This window comes from uncultured Roseovarius sp. (assembly GCF_947259555.1).
Classification (GTDB): Bacteria; Pseudomonadota; Alphaproteobacteria; order Rhodobacterales; family Rhodobacteraceae; genus Roseovarius.
This window is the reverse complement of record NZ_CAMYMD010000047.1, coordinates 23,672-46,508: the sequence shown is the minus strand read 5'-3', so window position 1 is coordinate 46,508 and position 22,837 is coordinate 23,672. Positions and strand designations below refer to the sequence as shown.

Genomic DNA, 22,837 nt, shown 5'->3' with positions numbered 1-22,837 from the left:
GATGCCCCGGTCGAGCCGGGGCATGGCGGCGGGACGCGGGGCCGGGCAGGCCAGAACAGGAAGGGCCGAACCATGGACGCACTGAGCTGGGGCGAGATCATTCTGCGGATACTCTGGCAGTTCATGCCGGTCTGGATCGCGCTTGTCGTGACCTTCGCGCTGTCGATGCGCTTCAGGCGGCATCTCGGCCTTTATGGCAAGCTCTTTGACAGCCCGATCGGCATGATCGGATATGGCATGGTCATGTTCTGGGTCTTTACCGGCATATTCGGCGGTGCCTTTGACATGATCGTGACGCATGGTGTGCTGGAGCAATCCGCGACCATGAAGAACAAGGGGCCGGGCACGCCGTTCAGTCAGCTGATGGGCACGCCCGACCCGAATGCCTACCCGTTCTATCTGCTGGGCGGCGACAACCTGGGCCGCGACGTCTTTAGCCGCATGGTCGTGGGCGCGTGGGAGGTGATCAAGATCGCGCCCTTTGCCAGCCTGTTCGCCTTCATGGTGGGGATCACGCTGGGCTTGCCGTCTGGGTATTATGGCGGGCGGCTGGATACGGTGCTGTCGTTTTTCGCCAACCTGATCCTGGCCTTTCCGGTGATCTTGCTGTTTTACCTTCTGGTCACGCCCGAAATCGTTCTGACCGGCATTCCGGTCTATATGGCGGCGGTGCTCTTTGTCTTTCCGATCGTGTTTCTGGTGCTGTTGTGGAACTCGCGCTATCACACGCAGCCGTCTCGCCGGAATCTCTATGTCGGGGTCACGCTCGTTATCGGTTTGTGGCTCTATCTCGGCATTGCGTGGGATGCCGACCCGTTGGGACTGGTCAGCTTTCCGCCCAACCTTCTGGTGGTTTTCGTGGCGGTGGTGTTTGTCAACTCGCCCACCGTGTTTCGCATCGTGCGCGGCCTGACCATGGACATCAAGACGCGCGATTACGTGGCTGCCGCGCAGACCCGAGGCGAACGCCCGTGGTACATCATGTTGTGGGAGATCCTGCCCAATGCCCGGGGGCCGCTGCTCGTGGATTTCTGCCTGCGGATTGGCTATACGACCATTCTGCTGGGGACGCTCGGCTTTTTTGGTCTGGGCCTCAGCCCCGAGAGCCCGGATTGGGGCAGCACCATCAACGAGGGGCGCAAGCTTCTCAGTCTCTACCTTCACCCCGCGCTCCCGCCGGCCTTTGCGCTTCTGAGTCTCGTGCTGGGGCTCAATCTGCTGGCGGACGGGCTGCGCGAAGAGAGCCTGCGGGATTGAGTATTTGAAGAACGATGAAGGAGATGGACATGGCCAAGCCGGACTATGACGGACCGATCCTTGAGATCGAGAACCTGTCGATCTCCTTTTTCACGCGGCTGCGCGAAATCCCGGCGGTGATGGACTTTTCGGTCAGTGTCCGGCCCGGTGAGGCGGTGGGGCTTGTCGGCGAATCCGGCTGTGGCAAGTCGACCGTGGCCCTGGGCGTGATGCAGGATCTGGGGGTCAACGGGCGTATTGTGGGTGGATCGGTCCGGTTCAAGGGACGTGATCTGGGCGAGATGAGCAGCGCCGAGCTGCGCCATATTCGCGGCAACGAGATCGCGATGATCTATCAGGAACCGATGGCAAGCCTCAATCCGGCGATGCGCGTGGGGCGGCAACTGATCGAGGTGCCGATGATCCATGAGGGCGTTTCGGAGGCGGAGGCCCGGGCGCGGGCGCTGGAAGTGGTCCGGGATGTGAAGCTGCCCGACCCGGAGCGTATCCTGAAGAGCTATCCGCATCAGCTCTCGGGGGGGCAGCAGCAACGGATCGTGATCGCCATGGCGTTGATGTCCAAGCCGTCCCTGCTCATTCTGGATGAACCCACCACCGCGCTCGATGTCACGGTCGAGGCGGCGGTTGTGGACCTTGTGAAAGGCTTGGGTGAAAAATACGGCACGTCGATGCTGTTTATCAGCCACAATCTGGGGCTTGTGCTGGAGACCTGTGACCGGATCTGCGTGATGTATTCGGGCGAGGCGGTCGAGACTGGCAGCGTGACCGACGTGTTTGACAAGATGCAGCACCCGTACACGCAGGCGCTCTTTCGCTCGATCCCGCTGCCGGGGGCGGACAAGAACAGCCGCCCGCTCAAGGCCATTCCCGGCAACTTTCCGTTGCCGCATGAGCGCCCCAAGGGCTGTAACTTTGGACCGCGCTGTGACTATTTCAGGGGCGGTCTGTGTGATGCGGGCGACATTCGGATGGCGGCGATCGAGGGGGATGACAGACATTTTACCCGCTGTGCGCGGTTCGCCGAGATCGACTGGCACGCCCCGATCGAGAAAAGCGACACGACGGAGGCGACCGCACCGGGCAAGGTTGTCCTCAAGATGGACAAGCTCAAGAAATATTACGAGGTTGCGGCCAATGCGCTCTTTGGCGGCGGCGGCGGCACCAAGGTCGTGAAGGCCAATGAGACACTGAGCTTTGAAGCGCGCGAGAGCGAGACATTGGCCATCGTCGGCGAGTCCGGTTGCGGTAAATCCACTTTCGCCAAGGTCCTCATGGGGCTGGAGACGGCGACCGAGGGGCAGATCCTGCTCGACAATCGCAATATCGAGAAGACCCCGATTGAGGCGCGCGACACGCAGACGGTCGCCGACGTGCAGATGGTGTTTCAGAACCCGTTTGACACGCTGAACCCGTCGATGACGGTGGGTCGGCAGATCATGCGCGCGCTGGAGGTGTTCGGCATCGGCGCGTCGGATGAGGAGCGGCAGGCCGAGATGATGCGCCTTCTCGATCTGGTCAAGCTGCCACGTGAATTTGCCGACCGGATGCCCCGGCAACTCTCGGGTGGGCAGAAACAGCGCGTCGGCATCGCCCGCGCCTTTGCCGGCGGCGCGCGGATCGTGGTGGCCGACGAGCCGGTGTCGGCGCTGGATGTGAGCGTGCAGGCGGCGGTGACGGATCTCTTGATGGAGATTCAGCGCAAGCAGAAGACGACGCTTCTCTTCATCTCACATGATCTGAGCATCGTGCGCTATCTCAGCGACCGGGTGATGGTGATGTATCTGGGGCATGTGGTCGAGCTGGGCACAACCGATCAGGTCTTTTCGCCGCCCTATCACCCCTATACCGAGGCGCTGCTCTCGGCCGTGCCGATCGCCGATACCAGCGTCGAGAAGCGTCATATCGTGCTGGAAGGGGATGTGCCCTCGGCCATGAACCCCCCGCCCGGCTGCCCGTTCCAGACGCGCTGTCGGTGGAAATCCGAAGTGCCGGGAGGGCTGTGTGAGACAGAGGTGCCGCCGGTGCGCGATCTTGCTCCCGGCCATCAGGTCAAATGTCACTTGTCGCAGGGGATGCTCGACCGGATGGAGCCGGTGATCAAGATCGCGGCGGAGTGAGCGGGGCGCAGGTTTGGCAATACCTTGGTCTGATCGTTTTGGCAGGCGCTATGTGTTTGTTCACCTGTAAGGCCGCTCTGCGGACCTTACTGCAGATTACCGAAATACCTGCGACGTCGGGTTTGGCCTGGAGCGGACCTATGAGCCAACCGCGCGAACAGCACCGAAGGTGCCGCGCGATCGTCATGCCAGAGGCATGCCTCCGGCATGACGCCGTCCCGCGGCCTGGCGATTTGATGTGGTGTGCAACGTGTTGAGTTTAGAATGACTTGGCTGGCATAAAGCGCCCGCACCGGCCGTTGCATCGCCAGTCCCCGGCCCTGCGACCGCGCGGCACCTTCTGGCGGGATGCAACGTCCGCTTCGCGCCATTCCCGCCTGCTGCACCGATGCGCTGCAATCCACAGGTTGGCTCGAAACCAGCCTTGGACATGTCCCGATGATCTTTGGTAACGCAGGCCAAGATTGCAAGGGGCGACCCATCGGATCGCCCCTGCCGCGCTTATTGCGCCGCGATCATCTCGGCCTGTGTGACGATCACCTCGGCCTGCTTGATCGAGGCGATATCGACGAGACGGCCCTTGTAGGTGGTTGCCCCTTCGCCGCGTGTCTTGGCGTCTTCCATGGCCTGAAGGATCTCGCGGGCCTCTTGCACGGCCTTGTCGGAGGGCGTGAAAATCTCGTTGGAGAGCGCGATCTGCTTGGGATGGATCGCCCATTTGCCGACCATGCCGAGCGTCGCGGAGCGGTACGCCTGCGCGCGGAACCCGTCATCGTCCGAGAAATCACCAAACGGGCCATCGACAGGCAAGAGACCATGCGTGCGGCAGGCCGCGACGATGGCGGTCTGCGCCCAATGCCACGGGTCGGACCAGTATTTCGCGCCCTCATGCAACATGTAATAATTCTCTTGCGTGCCGCCGATGCCGGTGGTGGACATGCCCATCGAGGCCGCGAAATCGGCGGCGCCGAGGCTCATCGCCTGCATGCGGGGTGACGCGGCGGCGATTTCCTCGACATGGGCGATACCGGCGGCGGATTCGATGATGACCTCGAAGGTGATCCGCTTTTGGCGCCCTTTGGCCGCTTCGATGGCGGTGACGAGCGCATCGACGGCATAGATGTCACCGGCGCAGCCGACCTTGGGGATCATGATCTGATCGAGGCGGTCGCCGGCTTGCTCCAGAAGGTCGACCACGTCACGATACCAGAACGGCGAATCGAGACTGTTTATGCGTACCGAGAGGTATTTCTTGCCCCAATCGACCTCGTTGATGGCCTGAATCGTGTTTTGGCGGGCGATGTCCTTGTCGGTCGGCGCGACCGAGTCCTCAAGGTCGATGTTGATCACATCCGCCGCGCTCGCCGCCATTTTCTCGAAGAGCTTGGTGTTGGAACCGGGGCCGAACAACTGGCAGCGATTGGGGCGGGCAGGGGCAGGCGGTTGCAGGCGAAAGCTCATGTTTGAACGGCTCCGTTGTATAAGGAAGTTGCGAGATTGTTGCTGCCGTGGTTATGAAATTGCGCATTGCTCCGCAAGGCGGTTTTTGCGGCCTCGGTCTTGGGCAGGCAGAGCCGTCAAAGAAGAAACTTCGTCAAACTTCCTTTTTCTTCGAAGGAACATGTGCCAAATCGGCCTAGCGCGTAAAATAGAATAGATAATCGCAACAAAATCATCGGAAATTACCGGCACGCCGCATCCTGAGAGGACATGCCATGATCAATACACCCTATCTGCTGTTTCTGGGCGATGCGCCCGATATGCTGGCCGCCAAAGTAGCCATTGGCATCCGTGACTGGCGGCCGGAAAACGCCCTTGGCCAGATCCGCCTGCCGGGCTGCGGGGCGGATCTGGGCCTTGCCGACCTGACGCTGGAAGAGGCCAAGGCGGCAGGCGCCAAGACCGTGGTGATCGGCGTCGCGAACCGGGGCGGTGTGATCTCGGCGGCGTGGAAAGAGGTCTTGGTCAAGGCGCTGGAAATGGGCTTTGACCTTGCCTCGGGGCTGCATAACCTGTTGCGCGACGAGGGCGATCTGGTGGCCGCCGCGCAGACCTATGGCGGCACGCTGCACGATGTGCGCGTCCCGACCGTGGGCTATCCGATTGCCAATGGCATCAAGCGTAGCGGCAAGCGTTGCCTTGCCGTCGGCACCGATTGCTCGGTCGGCAAGATGTACACGGCGATGGCGATGGAGGCCGAGATGACCGCGCGCGGGATGAAGGCCACGTTTCGCGCCACCGGGCAGACGGGCATCCTGATCACCGGGCATGGTGTACCGCTCGATGCGGTGGTCGCCGACTTCATGGCCGGGTCGGTGGAATACCTGACCCCGGACAACGACCCTGAGCACTGGGACATGATCGAGGGGCAGGGCAGCCTCTTTCACGTTTCTTATTCCGGGGTGACGCTGGCGCTCATTCATGGCGGTCAGCCCGATGCGTTGATCCTGTCTCATGAGCCGACGCGGGAGCACATGCGCGGGTTGCCGGGCTATGCCCTGCCCACGCTGGAGCAGTTGCGCGACGCCGCGTTGCCGCTGGCGCGGGTCTCGAACCCGGCCTGTCAGGTGGCCGGCGTGGCGGTCAATACGCAGCATATGGATGAGGTCGAGGCACGCGTCTATCTGGACAAGGTCGAGGCCGAGATGGGTTTGCCCGCGACCGATCCCTATCGTTTCGGGTCGGGCACGTTGGTGGACGCGCTCGCCGCGATCTGATCCGGTGGACGCCTCCGGCGGGGATATTTTTGGCAAGATGAAAGGGGGCCGCGTGGAGATTTCAGTGACGCGCGACGTGTTCCGGCTGGCGCAGGTGTTTACCATCAGCCGGGGCTCGCGGACCGAGGCGCAGGTGCTGACCGTGCGGGTCAGCGAAGGCGGCGTGACGGGCTGGGGCGAATGCGTGCCCTATGCGCGCTATGGCGAGACGCTGGAGAGTGTCACGGCGCAGATCGAGGGGCTGCCGGGCAATCTGACGCGTGACGGGCTCTATGATCTGCTGCCCGCCGGGGCGGCGCGCAATGCGGTGGATTGTGCGCTCTGGGACTGGCAGGCGAAGCGCGACGGGCGTCGTGTCTGGGAACTGGCCGGACTGCCCAGGCCGGGGCCGGAGATCACCGCCTATACCCTGTCGCTGGATACGCCCGAGGCGATGCAGGCGCAGGCCGTGACGCACGCGCATCGGCCCGTGCTCAAGATCAAGCTGGGGACGCCCGACGACATGCCCCGGCTGGAGGCGGTGCGGCGGGGCGCGCCGCAGTCGAAGATCATCATCGACGCCAACGAGGGCTGGAGCGCCGAGGTCTATGCCGATCTGGCGCCGCATCTGCTGCGGCTTGGCGTGGCACTGGTCGAACAACCGCTGCCTGCGGGCGAGGATGAGGCGCTGATCGGGATGGCGCGCCCGGTGCCGGTTTGTGCGGATGAGTCGTGCCATGACCGGGCGAGCCTGGCCGCCCTCAAGGGCAAGTACGACGTGGTCAACATCAAGCTGGACAAGACCGGTGGTCTGACCGAGGCGCTGCGCCTGCGCGAGGCGGCAGGTGCGGACGGTTATGGGTGCATGGTGGGGTGCATGGTGGGAAGCTCTTTGGCCATGGCCCCGGCGGTGCTGGTCGCGCAGGGTGCGATGGTGACAGACCTTGACGGCCCGCTTCTCTTGGCCGAAGACCGGGACAACGCTTTGACTTTTGACGCCGAGGGGGTGCATCCGCCCGAGGCCGCATTGTGGGGATAAGACCATGCGCACCGTCTATGTGAACGGCGAGTATCTGCCGGAGACCGAGGCCACCGTTTCGATATTCGACCGCGGGTTTCTCATGGCGGATGCCGTCTATGAGGTGACGAGCGTGCTGGGTGGCAAGCTGATTGATTTTGCGGGGCATCTTGCCCGGCTGGAGCGGTCTTTGAATGAACTGGACATAAAGAAGCCGGTGGCGTTTGAGGACCTTCTGGACATTCACCGCGAGTTGGTGCGGGTCAACGAGATCGGTGACGGGCTGGTTTACCTTCAGGTTACGCGCGGCAGCGATGGCGACCGCGATTTCATTTTCCCCGATGCAGAGACAACCGAGCCGACGCTGGTTCTCTTTACCCAGGCCAAGCCCGGGCTGGCGGACGATCCGGTGGCGAAAAAGGGTATACGGGTGATCAGTATAGAGGATATTCGCTGGGGCCGCCGCGATATCAAGACGGTGCAGCTGCTCTATCCGTCGATGGGCAAGATGATGGCCAAGAAGGCCGGATGCGATGACGCCTGGATGGTCGAGGATGGCCATGTCACCGAGGGCACCAGCAACAATGCCTATATCGTCAAAGGCAACAAGATCATAACGCGGCAGCTGTCCAACGAGATCCTGCATGGCATCACGCGCGCCGCTGTTCTGCGCTTTGCGTCCGAGGCGCAGATGGAAGTGGAAGAGCGCGCCTTTACCATCGACGAGGCGAAGGCGGCGGATGAAGCGTTTGTCACCTCCGCGAGCAACTTTGTCATGCCGGTGGTCGAGATCGACGGCGTTGCCCTGAGCGACGGCGTGCCGGGGCGAATCGTGAAACGGTTGCGTGAGATTTATCTTGATGAAAGCCTGAAGGCGGCTCTCTGATCCTGCAATTTCGCACAGGAACTGGGCGAAATCGGGTAATTGAGCGCGCAGGGCCATGTGGCCATTCTTGATCACATCAAGAATTGGAGTACGACATGACCCCTGTGCATCCCGAAACACGCATTGGCCACGTGCATCTGAAAGTATCCGATCTGGATCGGGCCATCGGATTTTATGCCGGGGTTCTGGGCTTTGAGGTGCAACAGAAATCTGGCACGCGGTCTGCGTTTCTGTCGGCGGGTGGATATCATCATCACATCGGTCTGAATACCTGGGACTCGCTCGGGGGCCCGCCTGCGCCCAAAGGGCATGCCGGTCTCTATCATACCGCCTTTCTCTATTCGGACCGGGCGCAGTTGGCGGATGCGCTGCGGCGGGTGATGCAGGCGGGTATCCCCATTGAGGGTGCTGCGGATCATGGTGTGAGCGAGGCGGTCTATATTTCCGACCCCGATGGCAATGGTGTGGAACTCTACCGCGACAGGCCCGAGGCGGAATGGCCGCGAGATGCCGAAGGTAATCTGAAAATGTCCAATGATTCCGTGGATTTGACAGAGCTCTTGTCACATGCCCCGGCTGAGGGCTAGACGACGCATCGCGCCCGGCATAGGGTCTCGTCCAAGCAAGGGGGGACGCGCAGATGGCGACGGGCACGAATATTCGCACCTTTTTCGACGGGCAGTGGCATGAGGGTGATCCGGCGGTCATTCGGGCGGCGGACCATGGGGCCTGGCTGGGGACTACAGTGTTTGACGGCGCGCGTTATGTTGATGGTATCGCGCCCGATCTGGATCTGCACTGTGCGCGGGTCAACGCCTCTGCCCGCGCGTTGATGATCACGCCGACGGTTGCGCCGCGGGACATGGTGGCGATTATCCGGGACGGTCTGAGGCAGTACCCCAAGGAGGCTGCGATCTATATCCGGCCGATGTACTGGGCGCTGGACGGGGGCGATCTGGGCATCGTGCCCAAGGAAGGTGCGACAGGCTTTGCCATCAGTCTTGAAGAGATACCGATGCCGCCCGAGGGCTTCAGCACGACGTTGTGCCGCACGCGGTTTCGCCGTCCGGTGCTGGAGGATGCGGTGGTGAACGCCAAGGCCGGCTGTCTCTATCCCAACAACGCGAGGATGCTGAAAGAAGTACGCGACAAGGGTTTTGGCAATGCGCTTGTGGCGGACGCCCTTGGCAACGTGGCCGAAACCGCGACAGCGAACGTGTTCGCGGTCAAGGATGGAGACGTCTTTACGCCAATTCCGAATGGGACTTTTCTGGCTGGCATCACGCGGGCGCGGCATATCGAGAACATGCGCGGCGCGGGCCTTTCGGTGCACGAGACGGTCATGACGTTCGATGATTTTCGTGCCGCGGACGAAGTCTTTCTCTCTGGAAACCTGATGAAGGTTACCCCGGTGTCAGCCTTTGAGGACACGCAGTATCAGCCCGGCCCCGTCACCGAGCGCGTTCGCCAGCTATATTGGGATTGGGCGTATTCGGAAGGCAGGCAAATGTCGTCGTCAGGTCTGGCCGTGTGACGGCCGGTGATCCCTGGCGCGCCCGTTAGAGGGCATGGCGCGGACCTGTTCGCAGGCCACGGGCAGAGGTGTAAACCCCGACAAAGCCGACAATTGGGCCGCGTTCGTCTATGAGGACAACGCCATCAACCCGCTATTTCTATACGATGCCTATGACTGCAATCGCATGATCGACGGGTTTTTCACGACGATCCGGCTGTCGCTGGTCTGATTGTTCTTTTCGGCGGCATGAACCGTTGGGAACGCGCAATGAGAATTCCGGGGTTCTGCTGGATTGGGTGCTGTTGCTGTTGCAGGGCTTCATCTTCAATCTGGTCATCTCCGGTCTCGCCATGGCGCGGCCGCGAACCTCGACAGGATGCGGTTTTGTCGTCTCTGCCTGAAGAGCAGGGAACCACAGAATGAGACCCAACGGAATCCTGGATCCGGTCAAGATCGACATGCTTTGAATGAGGTGTGCGGCCGTGCAACCGATGCTTCAGATGCGGGGCCAGCCGCTGGGGTCGAGGAGCGCCTCGGGTACAGGTGAGAGCGCGGCATCCACCTCGGCGATCTCATCCGGGCTGAGGGCCGCCCGGCGGAACAGCTCCAGGTTATCCATCAACTGCGGTTCTGTCTCCACACCGACCACGATGCCATCGATCCAGCTCAGGCCGCGCAGATAGGCGAGGCAGAGATCGCGACAGTCCCGCCGCTCCAGCCGTGTGGCCAGATCGCGCAGCACCGTCACGATTGCGGCGGGATCGACTCCCTCGATCCCGGGCCAGTGCCGGGGGTCGGCCGGTGTCAAAAGCCCTTGCAGATAGGCGCTGCGCACATGCACGCAGAGATCCGGGCGCGACAGCAGATCCGGAACCAGATCCCGCCAGCGCCAATCCAGAAGATTGCACGGCAGCTGCACATGGCCGATTCGCGTGTCCGTCAGGACCTGCCGCAACTCGGCCGGCGTCTGGACCGATACGCCCAGCGTGCCGACCAGGCCGTCGCGGCGCAGCGTTTCCAGCGTGTCCATCACCTGGCCGTCGGCCATGTCGAGATGCGCTGCCCGATGCAGCATGAGAACCGGCAAGCGCTTGAGACCCAGGGCGAGCAGGGACGCCTGCACGCTCTCGCGGACCCGGGCCGCCACGGCGGCGGCGGGCCAGTCATCGCCGACATCCGCCAGCGGGTCGAGCTTGGTCAGGATACGCGCCTGCGAGGCGAGGCCCCGTGACAGGATGCGACCAAGCCGCGCTTCGCTCTGCCCGTAAGCTCTGGCGGTGTCGATGTCTTCGACACCGTGGTCGATGGCGCGGTGCACGATGGCGCGGGCGGCCTGTTCGGGGGGCAGCCCCACGGCATTGGCCCGCCCATAGGCCAGCCCCAGCTGCACCGTGCCCAGAACCATGCCCGCCGGATCGCCCGCCTGTCGGCGCAAATGGAAGGTGGGCGCGTCGGGCAGGGCCTGCAACCGCGCCACCAGCGTCTGCCAGGGCGTGCCGACCGGGTCCGCCAGGCCCTCGAAGACGGCCGCGACGCGCTGGTAATCGTCGAACGTGTCCACCGTGGCGCGCAGATGACCCCAGTTCCGGTCAAGACCGGGAAAGGGCGGCATCCGTGTCGGGGCATGACGTTTGCGGATCCACGGGGTGACATGCTCAAGGTCGAAAGGCGCGGTCGTGGCCGCGGCCGCCTCTCGCAATGTACCGACCTCGAAGACCTCTGCCGCCATGCCATAGGGCAACTGCGTGCGATTGCCGCCATGCGCCATGTAGCGCAGGCCGTTTGCCTCCAGAAGGTCGACCAGGGTGGCAATGAAATCCGCGTCGGGAAAGGTGTTGTCGCCGGTCAGGCGCACGCAAAGCGCGTCATCCGGCAGATCTTCGGTCGCGATCACAAAGCGCGCCAGCACATTGTCGAGCGGGCCGCGACACACCGGCACGCCATGGCGCGCGGCTTCGCTGGCCAAGAGATCGTCCGACGCCTCGACCGAGGTGGCCAGCATCACGTCGCGGCCGCCGCGCATCGCGCGTTTCGCGGCCAGAACGGCGATCGGCAGACCGGCAAGCGGCAGCAGGACCTTGGCGGGCAGGCGGGACGATGACAGGCGGCATTGCAGAACGGCGCGCACCGGGCGGCGGTGTCGGGATGAGGCGCTCATCTGTTTACCAAGCCGTCCATCCACCGTCGACAGGCAGGTTTATGCCGGTCACATAGCTGGCCGCGTCCGATGCCAGGAAAAGCGCCGCGCCGCCGATCTCGTGGGGCTGTCCCACCCGTTTCATCGGCGGTTTGTCATTCAGGATAGCCCACAGCTCGGGCATGCTCTGCGCGACTTTCTGCTTGGGAAAAGGGCCGGGGCTGATGGCGTTGACCCGGATCTTTTCGGGCGCGAGATGCACAGCCGCATAACGCGTGTATTGCAGAATGCCGGCCTTGGCCGCGCCATAATAGGGCGGGCTGTTGTGGCCGCTGTCGCCATAGATCGCCGGATCCGGGCTGACCATGCCATACATCGAGGATATGTTCACAACAGAGGCTTGTCCGGCCAACGCGACGGCCTTGCGCATCAGCGGCAGCCCAAGGCGCACGAGCTCTGCAGAGGATTGAACGGAAACGGCAAAGGCATCGGCATAATCGTCGGCCCGGGCGGTTTCCAGTGTCCCGGTACGCCCGGAATGCGCATTGTTCACAAGCACATCCAGCCGCCCTTGCTCTGTCTCGATCACCGACAAGGCCGCGGCGATCGCGGCGCTGTCCGTCACGTCAAGAGGCAGGACATGGGCCGCGCTGCCGAGTTCCGCAGCAAGGGAGTCCAATGGCTCGACACGCCGGCCCGCCAGATAGAGCGTTGCGCCGGCTCCGCTGAGGGCACGGGCGATCGCCGCGCCCAGATGACCGGCCGCGCCGGTCACCAAAGCCGTCCGTCCTCCGAGGTCAAATAAATCGTTCGGTTCCGCAACAGACATTCAAATTTCCCAATCGGATTATGCGGGATCGATAGCAGGAATTTCGCCAAAGGTGCAACCAGCATTTGCGCTCGGTCACTTCTTGTACTCAAAGGGAAAATGACCCATAGTATCAACCAGTGGACGTTGCTTTCCATGTAAGTTATTTTGGCCGTCCGTTTGAACGAAAGAAGATATATCAGGTATCATGGGCTCACTTCCAGGAACGGAATCGGTTAAACAGCAGCCAGCCATGGCTCGATTGAAACTAGCGCTGCGGCGTCAGCGCTATAATGCTATGCTGATGCGCGTGGAATTCTTGCTCAAGAGCGGGCGCATGGCGCGCGCGCGCGATATTCTGGGGCTTTGGGACGACCGTCTGGTCTATAACATGCGCACGCGCGAGGCGATCAATGCCGCCTTTGCAGGGCGCCCGTCGTCGGCCCGGATCACCAAGATCCGCCACAAGGATTTCTCGGACCGGCTGGCCAGATGGATCAAGCGCAACGATCTGGCGCGTGTGCTCTGGATTGCGACCCAGTTCGAGGCCATCGACAAGCCGATGCCGCGCACGGCCGGTATTTTCATCGAACGCGCAATGGTTGACGAGAAAGGCCGTCGCCGCTTGCGGGCCGCGGCAAGGGAGGCGTTGCAGGATGCGCCCTTCAGCCCGTTCCTCGTCTATCTTTACGCGGCGTTGCACGCCAAGGCCGGGGAATATGTAGAGGCCGGGCACATCGTGCAGGCCGCCATGGATCGTCTGTCCAGCGAAACGGCGACCACGCCGGAGGAAAAGACCCGCGCGCACAAAACCTTTGCCGCGCTCAAGAATGCCTGGCGCGTGGTCGATCTGGTCGCCCGCGAGCAGATGGGCTGGATTGACAATGACGGCAGCTCCGCCCGCCTGCTGAAGTCGGACGGCCCCGCCAACCAGAATGAACGCGACGTGTCTTTCAAGGAGCCGCTTCTGCAGGCGCGCAACGAGGACGGGTATCTTGGGGCCTGCCTTGCCGAATTCGAGGCCGCGACCACGCTTCACATCCAGGTCAAGGCGATCGCCGATATGCTGCGCCAGAGCGTGCGGCGGCAGTACAGCTACCACAAGGCCTATGCGCTTGCTGGACAGAGCATCGACCGTATCGAGGCCGATCTGGCGGCGCTCACTGTGGTTATCGACCCTGCAGAACTGGAAGACGGCGAAGCGGTGCGCATCATCAACATTCTCGTCTCAGCCCTTGGGACGTACAGGATATTGGAACGCGACGCCGATGCCGCACGGATCAAGGCCCAGATCGAGAGCTTTGCCGCCGCCGGCGCGCCCGATACCGCGATCTGGCTGGCCCTGCCGGAACTGGTGCTCGACGATGATCCCGAGTGGGTCACGCGCAGCCGTGCCATTCGCCGCAAGCTCCCCAAGGTTCCGGGCAAGGCGCACGAGATCAAGGCCTATTTCAAATGGACCCTCTGGGTACGCGCCTTCGACGAGGCGGACCGGATTTTCCGCAAGATACCGCGCCCGCAACGTGAATCGGCAAGCGCGCTCTATTATGTGAACATATTGCAGCGGCAAAGCCGCTTTGCCGAGGCGCTCGATGTGCTCGACGGGCTGCATGTGCGGCTGCTGAGCCATCCGGGACGCCTCAATCCTTTCCAGCACTGGAATTTGCTGCGCCGCCGCGGCGAGCTGAGCTTTCTGCGCGATACGGCCGATGCCTTTGCCGCGGTGCCACAGCCCCAGAACCCGAAAGGCGTTCTGGTCATTGCCGCGCGCAATATCGATCAGCTGCGCAAATACCCGCTGGTTGTGCTCATGGAGCTGCGCCGCCGGGGCTGGGCCGCGAAATGCCTTGTCGAGGGGCTCTTGCCCAATGAACCCACCGGCAACCCTGATGTCGACCTGCTCGGTGGCTGCATCACCATGGAATGCCGCCTGTCACCGGCGGCGGCAAAGGTGTTTCCCGAGCTGACGGATTTTGTCGCCGCGCCGCATGAGGGCCGGATCGAGTGGATGGGGCTCAACCTGCATCATTCGCTGATGGAGGATGCCCGCATCAATCGCCGCGCCTATGATGTGGATTTTTCCTGCCCGGCGCTGACCAGCACATTGCAGAAACTCTGCGATTGGACAGAGCTTGCGGCCCGGGCCACCGTTTTCGCCCATTCCCGGCTGCCCAAGCAGAATATCCGCGCGGGCTTTGCCGCGTTGTTCAATTCGCGCCTGCCTGACACGCTCTTCCGGCTCTATTGCGAAAAGGTCGGCGATCCGGAGATGTTCTTTGCCCTGCAAACCGCCAACGGGTACGAGAATTATTTTGCCAATTTCAGCCACGAGATCTCTACCCGCTGCGTGATCCGCAACATCACCGCCTTTCCCGAGGTCCGTTCGGCCTCGTTCCCGCGGCCGGCGTTTTTCGAGGAGTATTACCAGGCGCATTACGAGCGGGCCGAGGAAATCATCGCACGGGTGGAGCATATCGCCACCGCCAAGCGGATCTCCGGCCCGGTCAAGGAAATGGACCCCGAAGCCGCGGCCTGCGAGGCCCGAATCCACGAATGGCGCGCCAAGGGCGGCAAGGTGGCGTGTCTCTTCGGCCGCGTGGTCTGTGACAGCGCCGTTCCCTTTGATGGCGGCCCGGCGCACGCGGATTTCAAGACCTGGTTGCTGGACAGCGTCGATGCGGTGCGCGACTCGAACACGCTGCTTCTGGTCAAGCCGCATCCGCACGAGCTGAATGAAGAGATCGCCACCTATCTCAACCAGTATTTCTTTGACCTTCTGCCCGACGATCTGCCCGATAATGTCGTCAAGCTGGGGCACCGCTGGTTCGACATCACGGCGCTCAGCCGCTTTACCGATCTGGGCCTGATCTATAACGGCACGGTGGCGATCGAAATGTCGCTGCTCAATATTCCGTGCATCCAGGCCAATCACTTTGGGCCGATTGACTATCCGGTCTGTCACCACGTGCCGCGCTCGACCGAGCATTATCACAAGATGCTGAGGTTCGAGACACCGGTCGATCCGCACCCCGAAATGCGCGCGCGCGCCGCGCTTTGGCTGGATTACATGTCAAACGGCCGGTTTGCGCTGGATTATTGCTATCATGCCCGCCCGGTGACCAACAAAGTGGTCTATCCGCCCTATTGGCTCAAGGACCAGCTGGACGATTATCTCGCCAAGGGCGACCCGCATGTGAGCCTGCTGGCGGATCGGGTGATCGGCACCGCCATCGAGCCTGTCCGCTGAGCCGGTCCGCGGATCGGTGGGCCCGATATCCGTCAGCGCCGTGCGCGGAGGGCCTTGTATCGCTTTCGGTAAGCCCCGTGTCTGGGGTTGATCCGCAAGGCACGGGCGATCAGCGCCATCGCCTGTGCTATATTCCCCTGTTTTTCGTGAATCATGCTGAGGCCAAACAGCGCCCGGTGCTCACCCGGATCGGAGATCAGCATCCGTTGGTAGACCTGCATCGCACGCTCAAGACATCCCAGGCGTCGCAATCCCGCGGCCAGCAACAACAGGGCCTCGTTGTCATCCGGCGGCTGGCTGAGCGCGTTGCGCGCCAGCAGATCGACCGCGTCCGCCGTGGCCCCTTGCCGCAAGAGCGCCTGTCCGAGGAGAAATTCCGCCGCCTCGCCAAACGGCAGCAGGCCGAGCGCCCGGCGCGCGGCGGTCCCGGCCAGAGGCCACTCGGCGGCTTGCGCGGCCTCATGAGCCTCGCGGACGGCCGCGACATATCCCGGCACCTCCAGCGCGCGCCCCATGGCCGGCAGATCGGGCAGAGCCTCTCCCGCGACGAAGGCCCGCAGCAGCGGCCCCAACCGCGACTGGCGCGACAGAAATGTCGGCACGATATGGGCGCATCCGACAAGGCTATAGGCCCGGACCCCCTGCATGGCCGCCAGCTCGCTGGCGGCGCATAGATCCACCGGGTCACGCTCTCCGACGAAAAGCGTCACGTCGGCCGTGCCTTTGGTCAGGGCAGGCCTCAGATCAGGGCAGACGGGCGGCGTGCTGGCGGTGTAGTACCGGGCGCTGCGGCTATGCGGCATGCCCAGACGGGACTCGGAGGCGAAGGCCAGAACCCGCGCACCCAGGGCTGCCCCATACTGAATGGCCCCATAGGCCCCCATCGAGGTGCCCACGGTGCAGATCTCGGCGGCCCCGAGCGCGCCCTGCCAGGCCCGCAGCATGGCGACGCAGTCCGTGAAATCCGCACCCAGCCCCGGCACTCCGGACTGATACCAGTCATTGCTGCCATTGTTGACGAACATGCGGTGCTCGGGCAATTCGCGGCCAAGCTGGAAAAAGTTGAACCGGTCGAAACTCAGATCCTTGGCGGCAAAGAAGATCACCAGACGCCGGGCATTCGGGTCATCGGAGGGCAGAACATGAAACGACGGCCCGGAGAGGGCCGAAGGATAGGGTGCGGGAACAGCCGCCTGATCAGCATCGCCTGCGAGATGGCTCATGGCCTCTCTCCCGGTTCACCGCCGACCCCGAGAGCGCGGTCGGTAAGGGTCTGCACCGCAGGATCGCCCGTCTTGCGGTAGCGCTCAAGATCTTCCGCCACCCACCAGGGGGGATACATCACCGTATTGGTCACCGGGCGCGCGTGATACCGGTAGGGCAGGGTGAAGGTCTCGCTGGCCATGTAATCGAGCCATATCGCGGCGCGGTCGGCAAGATCGGGGGCGGCCTCGACCGGACGCTCAAAGCGCAGCGCGGCCTCGAAGTCCTCGGCCGTTTCCACGACCGGATGCCCAATCGGATAGTCGATCGGTGCGAAATGCCCCGACAGCAGGCAGGGTATCCCCAAAAGCCCCATCTCCACCGCCGTGGTGCCGTTGTAGATCAGACCCAGGTCGACGATGTCCTCCAGGTCGTGAATATCGAACCAGCGATGCTCCAGAACCAGAACATTGTCGCCCAGTGGCGTGTCGAAAAGATCGGTGAAATACTGGGTGAGGAAGGTAGCGATCTGGTTGTTGAGCTCATGCGGATGCGGCTTGATCAGAAGCAGGGTATCGCTGCCCTCGACAGCGCGGATGCAATGATTGATCCAGTCCTTCATCGAGCGATGCACCGGCCCGCCGTCAAAGGGCACGGCGCTGTCGCAGACCACCTTGCCAAACGCACAGGCCACATGGCCACCGCGTGATTTCCAGTCCCGGATCCGCGCAAGGGCCGCCTCGGCCTCGGGGGGGCGGGGTTCGGCCTCGCCGGTCGAGCGGCGGACCTGCGTCGTATTGGCAAACCGGGCGCGGATCTGGGGCAATTCGGGCTGGGCCTCGGCGAGATAGCGGTCGAAATTGGCGGGCCTCGGAAAAGACGCCGAGCGGGTCTCGCGGGCCCTGGTCGTATTGCGGAGCACGAACCGATGCGACATGTTGGTGCTGAAATTCGTGAAATAGTTCTGATAGCCATTGGCCACATGGACATGAAAGAACCGCTCGGGATCGCCATGCGCCCGGCCATAGGCGGCGTAGATCGCATCGGGCAGGCGCGCGTTGAACAGCGACATGTGCATCACCGGCGGCCCACCCGCGCGCTCCAGATCATGGGCATAGTGCAACGCCCGGGCCAATAGCTCCGTCCAGCCCATCAGCATGCCCAGATAGGATTGCAGTTCGGGACAGTCATAGCAAATGTCGTAGCGGCGACGGTTGATCGCCGCATCCTCCCAGACGGCGTGGGAGAAATCCAGCTCGTTCCAGAGCAGCCGCCCCTGCGCGGGGTCCGCCACGAAACCGGTCAGGGCGGGAAACGCCGCTTCGGCCGCAGCCGTGAGGTGCTGGTTCGGCGTGAGCGCCCCGGCCATGAGGTCGATTTCGGGGCGGCCGGTGGGCTGGAATGGCAAAAGCCCCTGCACCAGCGGAATCACCGCCCAGCCCCGGCGCTTGAGCTCCAGCAGGACCATCAGGGGATACCGGCGCAAGGCATCTATGTTGCGCGCGGGGATCACCACAAGGCCCTGCACGTCGGTCGGCTGCGGCACGCTCTGCCAGATCCGCGCCGTCTCGATCAGGAAATCGAGCTCTCCGGCGCGCTTGATCATGCCATGGCTGGTCACGGCATTGACCTTTGAGGGATTGGCCAGCGCCTGCCCGTGGATATCGCGCAACAGCGCGCGGGCCTCCTCGAACCGGCCCTGCCGCTGCAGGATATTGACATAATACAGGCAGCCCGCCCGGCGCCGCATCGTTTCGGACAGTGCCGCAAAGAACGCCTCTGCGCCGGCATCGTCCTGCGCAAGCTGCGCCCAACGAAAGAAATTCTGCACATCGCGGTTGATGCGGGGCGGCTGGTGGCGGATCCGCGACATGACACGTTCAGCGTGTGCCAGACAGGCAGGATCGCGCGCCAGCGCCGCGGGCACCGGCCAGAGCACCGGCAGAAACAGCGGATCCTGCGACAGGGCCTCGACCCGTGCGATGATCCGTGCCGCCAAGGCCGGACGGTCGAGCCGCCGCGCCAGCAAGAGCAGCGTGCACAGCGTCAGAACCTGTGCCTCGGCCGCCGCCTTGTCGGGGGGCGGGCGGAACAAGGTTGCGATCTCGGAGTCGAGCCCGTCGAGATGACGCGCGGCACAGGCGTGAGAGGCCGAGTAATCCGGACTATGCCGTATCGAGGTCCGCACCATCGCCTCAATCGCCGCCAGGCGCGCCGGCAGGCTGTCAGCCCTGTTGAATTCGGCGATGCAGATATCGAGATAGGTGTCCCGCATCCGCCCTTGCAGGGCATGTTCCTTGAAGGACTGAACCCGCTCGCCCCCCTCAAGCGGACCCAGCCGCGAGGTCTGGGGCGGGGATATCGCCAGCGCGTCGTAGCCTCCGGCCTCGTCGGCCCAGTCCATGCGTTCCCGCGCAATGAGATCCACGATTCGCCAGCTCTGTTCCAGAAGCCGAAATCGACGCGCCCTCAGCCATTTGGCCGCCTTGGGCGGGTCGTTCATCTCGGCGATCAGTGCCTGTCCGGCGGCGATGTGATCCTCCTCCATCGCCTGACAGAGCGCCGCGACATGGCTCACGAAGGCGCTGTCCGGCGAGGTCTCGCGGATCTCCCGCGCGGCATCGAGCAGGCGCGCCCGGCCGCTGGCGGTGACCAGTTCATCGGCCAGCAGCCGGCCTGCGGAGAATTGCATGGCAAGGCCGGTGCGCTCCATCTCCGCCATGAGCCCGAGCACGCCGCTCAGGTCTCGTGTCTCGAAATATTGCGGCGCAAGATGGCGGAGCCGCACGGCCCGCAGGCGCGCGGCCCGGTCTGCCGCGCCAAGCAGATCGGCCACCCGCGCCACCGTCTGGAGCAGGCGGGTATTGCGCGACGCGGCGACGACAAGCGGCTTGAGACAGCGGCGGGCCACGCGCGCGAGCCCGCTTGGACGAAGGCGCGTTGTCAGTCCCTTCATCCGGCGATCAGCTTTCCGCGTCCAGAAGGTCCCAGCTCATCGGGGTTCCGCGTTTGACGTCGCGCCCGACGCGCCGCCCGAGCAAGACATCGTAATGACGCGGGGCCAGCCCCAGCCCGGGGCGGATACGGCGCAGGGTCTGTGGTGTCAGCAGATCGCCGGCCTTGAGATCCTCTGCGATATAGAGCGAGCGGCGCTTTTTGCGCCCGGCCTGTTCAGAGGCCGTGCCACCAAACCAGACCTCGCCCATCGCCTGCGCCGCCCGCTTGCATTCGGTGACAAGGGCGGTGAATTCATCAGGCTCAAGCGAAAAGGCACTGTCCACGCCGCCCTCGGAACGGTCGAGGATGAAGTGCTTTTCGATCACCGAACCGCCAAGCGCGGTGGCCGCGACCGCCACGCCATTGCCCATGGTATGATCCGACAGGCCAAAGTTGACGCCAAAGGTCTGGCCGATCAGCGGCATGGTGACAAGGTTGGTATTCTCGGGGCTGGCCGGGTAGGACGAGGTGCATTTGAGCAGGCTCAGATTGGTGCAGCCCGCGCCCATCGCCGCCTCGACCGCCTCGCCGATCTCGACCGCAGTCGCCATGCCGGTGGAGATGATCATCGGCTTGCCGGTCTCGGCCACACGGCGGATCAGCGGCAGGTCTACCGCCTCGAAGGAGGCGATCTTGTAGAGCGGCGCATCAAGGCTCTCCAACAGGTCCACCGCGTCCTCGGAAAACGGCGTCGACATGAAGAGCAACCCGTGTTCCTTGGCGCGGTCGGCAATCGGTTTGTGCCAGTCTGCCGGTGTGTGGGCCTCTTCATAGAGGTCATGCAGCGTGCGCCCGTACCACAGCGACTTGGGGTCGGTGATGGTGAACTCGCCCTCGGTGAGATCCAGCGTCATGCTGTCGGCGGTAAAGGTCTGGATCTTGATCGCATCGGCCCCGGTCTCGGCGGCCGCATCGACAATGGCCAGCGCCCGGTCGAGCGAGCGGTTATGATTGCCCGACATCTCGGCGATGATGAACGGGCTGCCATCGTCGGCGATGCCGTGGGAGTGGCTTAGGGCTTGGCGGAGTGTGAGCATATCGATCGCTTTCAACGTTGTTAGGCTGCCGACGAGGCCTCGAGCGCGGCATCTTCCACGCCGGATTGCGCCGCATTGTCAAGAATGAGTTCCAGGTTCAGTAGTTTTATAGCCTGACCAAGCTGGAAATTCGATAGATGATCTAGATCTTTGGCTCCACTTACCGTCGCATGTATCTTGCGCACATATGACAAGGTGGGCTCGTCATCGATGGCTGCCAATACCCGCGCGGTATTCGCTCCTAGACGGGCCCGGCTTTGGCGGATGATTTCGTGCATCGAGGACAAATCTCTTTTGCGCTTAATATTCGGTCCTTTACCCTCGGTGAGTTGTCTGTAGCGATCTCCCGCCAACTTTGCGGTCAATCCATATATCTCACGCTTGGGCATGCTGGCATCCCGCATAGTGCGAGGCTTACCCAAATAGTAGCTGAGCAGTGGCCCCGACATAGAAACGAGTACAGCACGCGAATTTTGGCCAATCGGAAGTGATGAAAGACGTTTCCCGGAAAGGTGACAATAGGTGAGATATCTAATCATATCGAGCGCCATGCGTGGGGATAGATCATGTCCCGCGTGCTCACGGAAAAGGGCCAACTCACGATTGAGCCCAGCCATCTGATCAGATGGGAAATCGGACCGTGACAAAATGTTGGGGAATTGATGAGAGATCATTCCACGAATCATGCCATCTCTGCCAGGTTCTGGATCAGGTTTCGCCGGGGAGTGCTTTAGTGCGTAAAAATCAGCCGAGATACGTTGAAATCCCTCATCCTCCAGATAGGCATCAGTCAGTTGAAGATTGCCAACGAAGCCACCTAACTGACGGTTTACACCTTCGAGTGTTATAACTGAGTGCGCCTTTGATCGACTGAGGAAGCCAAGATCAAGGTTACTTTGCAGAATTTCCATGTGAATATTGACGAGTGCATCCATATTCTGCCCGTGCAGAAGATCAATGTCATTCAGATTATTTGCCAACAACGCCATATGCGGGCTTCGCGTGCCTGTGAGGTCCTTTTTCATCATCTCGATAGTGTTGGAGACGACATCGGTTTCGTTCCAAACAGTCTCGGGGACAACTTCAAGCTCAAAACCAAGTCGTTCTGCAATCGGAAGGGCTCGTGACGGGCCGTTTGATTGGGAATGCTCGACAGTGAAGCACCGAATTTTTTCGGCCGGAAAATACTCTCGCAGGCCTAAATAGATAATCAGGCTATCGACACCCCCGGAAAACATGAGCCCAACCTTATCGACACCTAAACGTCGATAGTGTTCGCCAAGCCGAGCGGACACTTCATGCATCGCGCTTTCAAAGGACCGTGGGGGTGTCAACCGCGATGCCATGGACATATAATTGTAGTTTGCTGTGATCGAACCGCCGTCAAATTCGATTACGGCCCCTGGCGGTAAGCGATAAACATCCTCAAACATGGTTGAAAAGGGCAGTTGTTGGAAGTTGCTGTTGGGCGCGTGAGACAGAAAAAACGAGATCCCGAACGGATCCATCTTTATACGCGTCGGGATCTGACGCAGGACATCCACCAATGTCGTGCCCGCCACGAACACGCCGTCCTTCGCATAGAAATAGCCGCCGCAATAGCCTGGTGACGAGATGATACGGCAAAATCCGGGGCCGTTGTCGAGCAAGATATAATTACCAAGCGAGAATCGGCCTTCCTTTGCAAGATGCTCATCGAGACTGTGAGACGTATATTGCCTGAGGGTAAGGTTTCGGGTGCTGTGCATTGGGGCGCCGAAAATCTGGCTCACCCGCTTGGATACCTTCGAATGAGATGATCGAAAAACCAGAAAATCCTCGACCGGCTTGGTCGCAATATCCATCCGGCCTGATTGTTTTACACCACCACGCAAAGCTCGAAGCTTTTTATACACTCTTGAAAACATGCTGAATTAGT

General features: G+C 62.3%; 17 protein-coding genes. 10 read left to right on the top strand and 7 right to left on the bottom strand.

All coding sequences use genetic code 11. The annotated features are described in order from the left end of the window. Positions 1-72: 72 nt before the first annotated feature. Both Q0X85_RS08105 and Q0X85_RS08100 read left to right on the top strand, forming a co-directional pair. The gene (locus Q0X85_RS08105) at positions 73-1,257 is read left to right on the top strand and encodes an ABC transporter permease (RefSeq protein ID WP_297771233.1); all 1,185 of its coding nucleotides are present in this window, start codon (positions 73-75) and stop codon (positions 1,255-1,257) included. 29 nt (positions 1,258-1,286) lie between these two features. Further along, positions 1,287-3,374: an ABC transporter ATP-binding protein gene (locus Q0X85_RS08100; protein ID WP_297771230.1), complete on the top strand. Its 2,088-nt coding sequence runs from the start codon at positions 1,287-1,289 to the stop codon at positions 3,372-3,374. A gap of 501 nt (positions 3,375-3,875) precedes the next feature. On the opposite strand, the gene Q0X85_RS08095 is transcribed toward Q0X85_RS08100, so the two are convergent. Beyond that, positions 3,876-4,835, bottom strand: coding sequence for an L-malyl-CoA/beta-methylmalyl-CoA lyase (locus Q0X85_RS08095; RefSeq protein WP_297771228.1), 960 nt, complete (start codon positions 4,833-4,835; stop codon positions 3,876-3,878). 254 nt (positions 4,836-5,089) lie between these two features. Here Q0X85_RS08095 and dgcN point away from each other — a divergent pair, with 254 nt between their 5' ends. The 7 genes from dgcN (at position 5,090) to Q0X85_RS08060 (ending at position 9,891) form a co-directional block, all read left to right on the top strand. Beyond that, on the top strand, positions 5,090-6,091 hold the full coding sequence (gene dgcN, locus Q0X85_RS08090) for an N-acetyltransferase DgcN (RefSeq protein WP_297771226.1): 1,002 nt from the start codon (positions 5,090-5,092) through the stop codon (positions 6,089-6,091). Between the two features lie 52 nt (positions 6,092-6,143). Next, on the top strand, positions 6,144-7,109 hold the full coding sequence (gene dgcA / locus Q0X85_RS08085) for an N-acetyl-D-Glu racemase DgcA (protein ID WP_297771254.1): 966 nt from the start codon (positions 6,144-6,146) through the stop codon (positions 7,107-7,109). A 4-nt stretch (positions 7,110-7,113) separates the two neighbouring features. Continuing rightward, entirely contained in the window at positions 7,114-7,974 is an 861-nt protein-coding gene (locus tag Q0X85_RS08080) for a D-amino-acid transaminase (RefSeq protein ID WP_297771224.1), read from the top strand. A 95-nt stretch (positions 7,975-8,069) separates the two neighbouring features. Beyond that, positions 8,070-8,561, top strand: a complete 492-nt coding sequence (locus tag Q0X85_RS08075; RefSeq protein WP_297771223.1) for a VOC family protein — start codon at positions 8,070-8,072, stop codon at positions 8,559-8,561. Positions 8,562-8,614: 53 nt separating this feature from the next. Continuing rightward, the gene (locus Q0X85_RS08070; protein WP_297771221.1) at positions 8,615-9,508 is read left to right on the top strand and encodes a branched-chain amino acid aminotransferase; all 894 of its coding nucleotides are present in this window, start codon (positions 8,615-8,617) and stop codon (positions 9,506-9,508) included. A 34-nt stretch (positions 9,509-9,542) separates the two neighbouring features. Continuing rightward, positions 9,543-9,719: a hypothetical protein gene (locus Q0X85_RS08065; RefSeq protein ID WP_297771219.1), complete on the top strand. Its 177-nt coding sequence runs from the start codon at positions 9,543-9,545 to the stop codon at positions 9,717-9,719. 25 nt (positions 9,720-9,744) lie between these two features. After that, a complete protein-coding gene (locus Q0X85_RS08060) occupies positions 9,745-9,891 on the top strand; it encodes a hypothetical protein (RefSeq protein ID WP_297771217.1) in 147 nt (48 codons plus the stop codon). A 95-nt stretch (positions 9,892-9,986) separates the two neighbouring features. On the opposite strand, the gene Q0X85_RS08055 is transcribed toward Q0X85_RS08060, so the two are convergent. Beyond that, on the bottom strand, positions 9,987-11,648 hold the full coding sequence (locus Q0X85_RS08055) for an aldo/keto reductase (RefSeq protein WP_297771216.1): 1,662 nt from the start codon (positions 11,646-11,648) through the stop codon (positions 9,987-9,989). Positions 11,649-11,652: 4 nt separating this feature from the next. Further along, positions 11,653-12,402 (bottom strand): SDR family oxidoreductase, encoded by a 750-nt coding sequence (locus tag Q0X85_RS08050; RefSeq protein WP_297771214.1) that lies wholly within the window; start codon positions 12,400-12,402, stop codon positions 11,653-11,655. Positions 12,403-12,733: 331 nt separating this feature from the next. On the opposite strand from Q0X85_RS08050, the gene Q0X85_RS08045 reads away from it, so the two are divergent. Next, complete coding sequence (locus Q0X85_RS08045; protein WP_297771212.1) at positions 12,734-15,682, top strand: hypothetical protein; 2,949 nt, start codon at positions 12,734-12,736, stop codon at positions 15,680-15,682. Between the two features lie 32 nt (positions 15,683-15,714). On the opposite strand, the gene Q0X85_RS08040 is transcribed toward Q0X85_RS08045, so the two are convergent. From Q0X85_RS08040 to Q0X85_RS08025, 4 genes are read right to left on the bottom strand one after another with little or no spacing between them, the layout of a single operon-like run. Next, complete coding sequence (locus tag Q0X85_RS08040; protein WP_297771210.1) at positions 15,715-16,905, bottom strand: tetratricopeptide repeat protein; 1,191 nt, start codon at positions 16,903-16,905, stop codon at positions 15,715-15,717. Continuing rightward, positions 16,902-19,841, bottom strand: coding sequence for a hypothetical protein (locus Q0X85_RS08035; RefSeq protein ID WP_297771208.1), 2,940 nt, complete (start codon positions 19,839-19,841; stop codon positions 16,902-16,904). Before Q0X85_RS08035 ends, Q0X85_RS08040 begins: the two co-directional genes overlap by 4 nt. A 7-nt stretch (positions 19,842-19,848) precedes the next feature. Continuing rightward, positions 19,849-20,919, bottom strand: coding sequence for a pseudaminic acid synthase (gene pseI / locus Q0X85_RS08030; protein ID WP_297771207.1), 1,071 nt, complete (start codon positions 20,917-20,919; stop codon positions 19,849-19,851). Positions 20,920-20,939: 20 nt separating this feature from the next. After that, positions 20,940-22,826 carry an asparagine synthase-related protein gene (locus tag Q0X85_RS08025; protein WP_297771205.1) on the bottom strand — a complete coding sequence of 629 codons (1,887 nt, stop codon included), beginning with the start codon at positions 22,824-22,826 and terminating at the stop codon, positions 20,940-20,942. Positions 22,827-22,837: the final 11 nt, after the last annotated feature.

Excerpts from the sequence above, each read along its gene's own strand:
- Q0X85_RS08105 (WP_297771233.1), top strand. The coding sequence starts at position 73 with ATGGACGCACTGAGCTGGGGCGAGATCATTCTGCGGATACTCTGGCAG.
- Q0X85_RS08100 (WP_297771230.1), top strand. The coding sequence starts at position 1,287 with ATGGCCAAGCCGGACTATGACGGACCGATCCTTGAGATCGAGAACCTG.
- Q0X85_RS08095 (WP_297771228.1), bottom strand. The coding sequence starts at position 4,835 with ATGAGCTTTCGCCTGCAACCGCCTGCCCCTGCCCGCCCCAATCGCTGC.
- dgcN (WP_297771226.1), top strand. The coding sequence starts at position 5,090 with ATGATCAATACACCCTATCTGCTGTTTCTGGGCGATGCGCCCGATATG.
- Q0X85_RS08080 (WP_297771224.1), top strand. The coding sequence starts at position 7,114 with ATGCGCACCGTCTATGTGAACGGCGAGTATCTGCCGGAGACCGAGGCC.
- Q0X85_RS08075 (WP_297771223.1), top strand. The coding sequence starts at position 8,070 with ATGACCCCTGTGCATCCCGAAACACGCATTGGCCACGTGCATCTGAAA.
- Q0X85_RS08070 (WP_297771221.1), top strand. The coding sequence starts at position 8,615 with ATGGCGACGGGCACGAATATTCGCACCTTTTTCGACGGGCAGTGGCAT.
- Q0X85_RS08065 (WP_297771219.1), top strand. The coding sequence starts at position 9,543 with ATGGCGCGGACCTGTTCGCAGGCCACGGGCAGAGGTGTAAACCCCGAC.
- Q0X85_RS08055 (WP_297771216.1), bottom strand. The coding sequence starts at position 11,648 with ATGAGCGCCTCATCCCGACACCGCCGCCCGGTGCGCGCCGTTCTGCAA.
- Q0X85_RS08045 (WP_297771212.1), top strand. The coding sequence starts at position 12,734 with ATGCTGATGCGCGTGGAATTCTTGCTCAAGAGCGGGCGCATGGCGCGC.
- Q0X85_RS08040 (WP_297771210.1), bottom strand. The coding sequence starts at position 16,905 with ATGAGCCATCTCGCAGGCGATGCTGATCAGGCGGCTGTTCCCGCACCC.
- Q0X85_RS08035 (WP_297771208.1), bottom strand. The coding sequence starts at position 19,841 with ATGAAGGGACTGACAACGCGCCTTCGTCCAAGCGGGCTCGCGCGCGTG.
- pseI (WP_297771207.1), bottom strand. The coding sequence starts at position 20,919 with ATGCTCACACTCCGCCAAGCCCTAAGCCACTCCCACGGCATCGCCGAC.
- Q0X85_RS08025 (WP_297771205.1), bottom strand. The coding sequence starts at position 22,826 with ATGTTTTCAAGAGTGTATAAAAAGCTTCGAGCTTTGCGTGGTGGTGTA.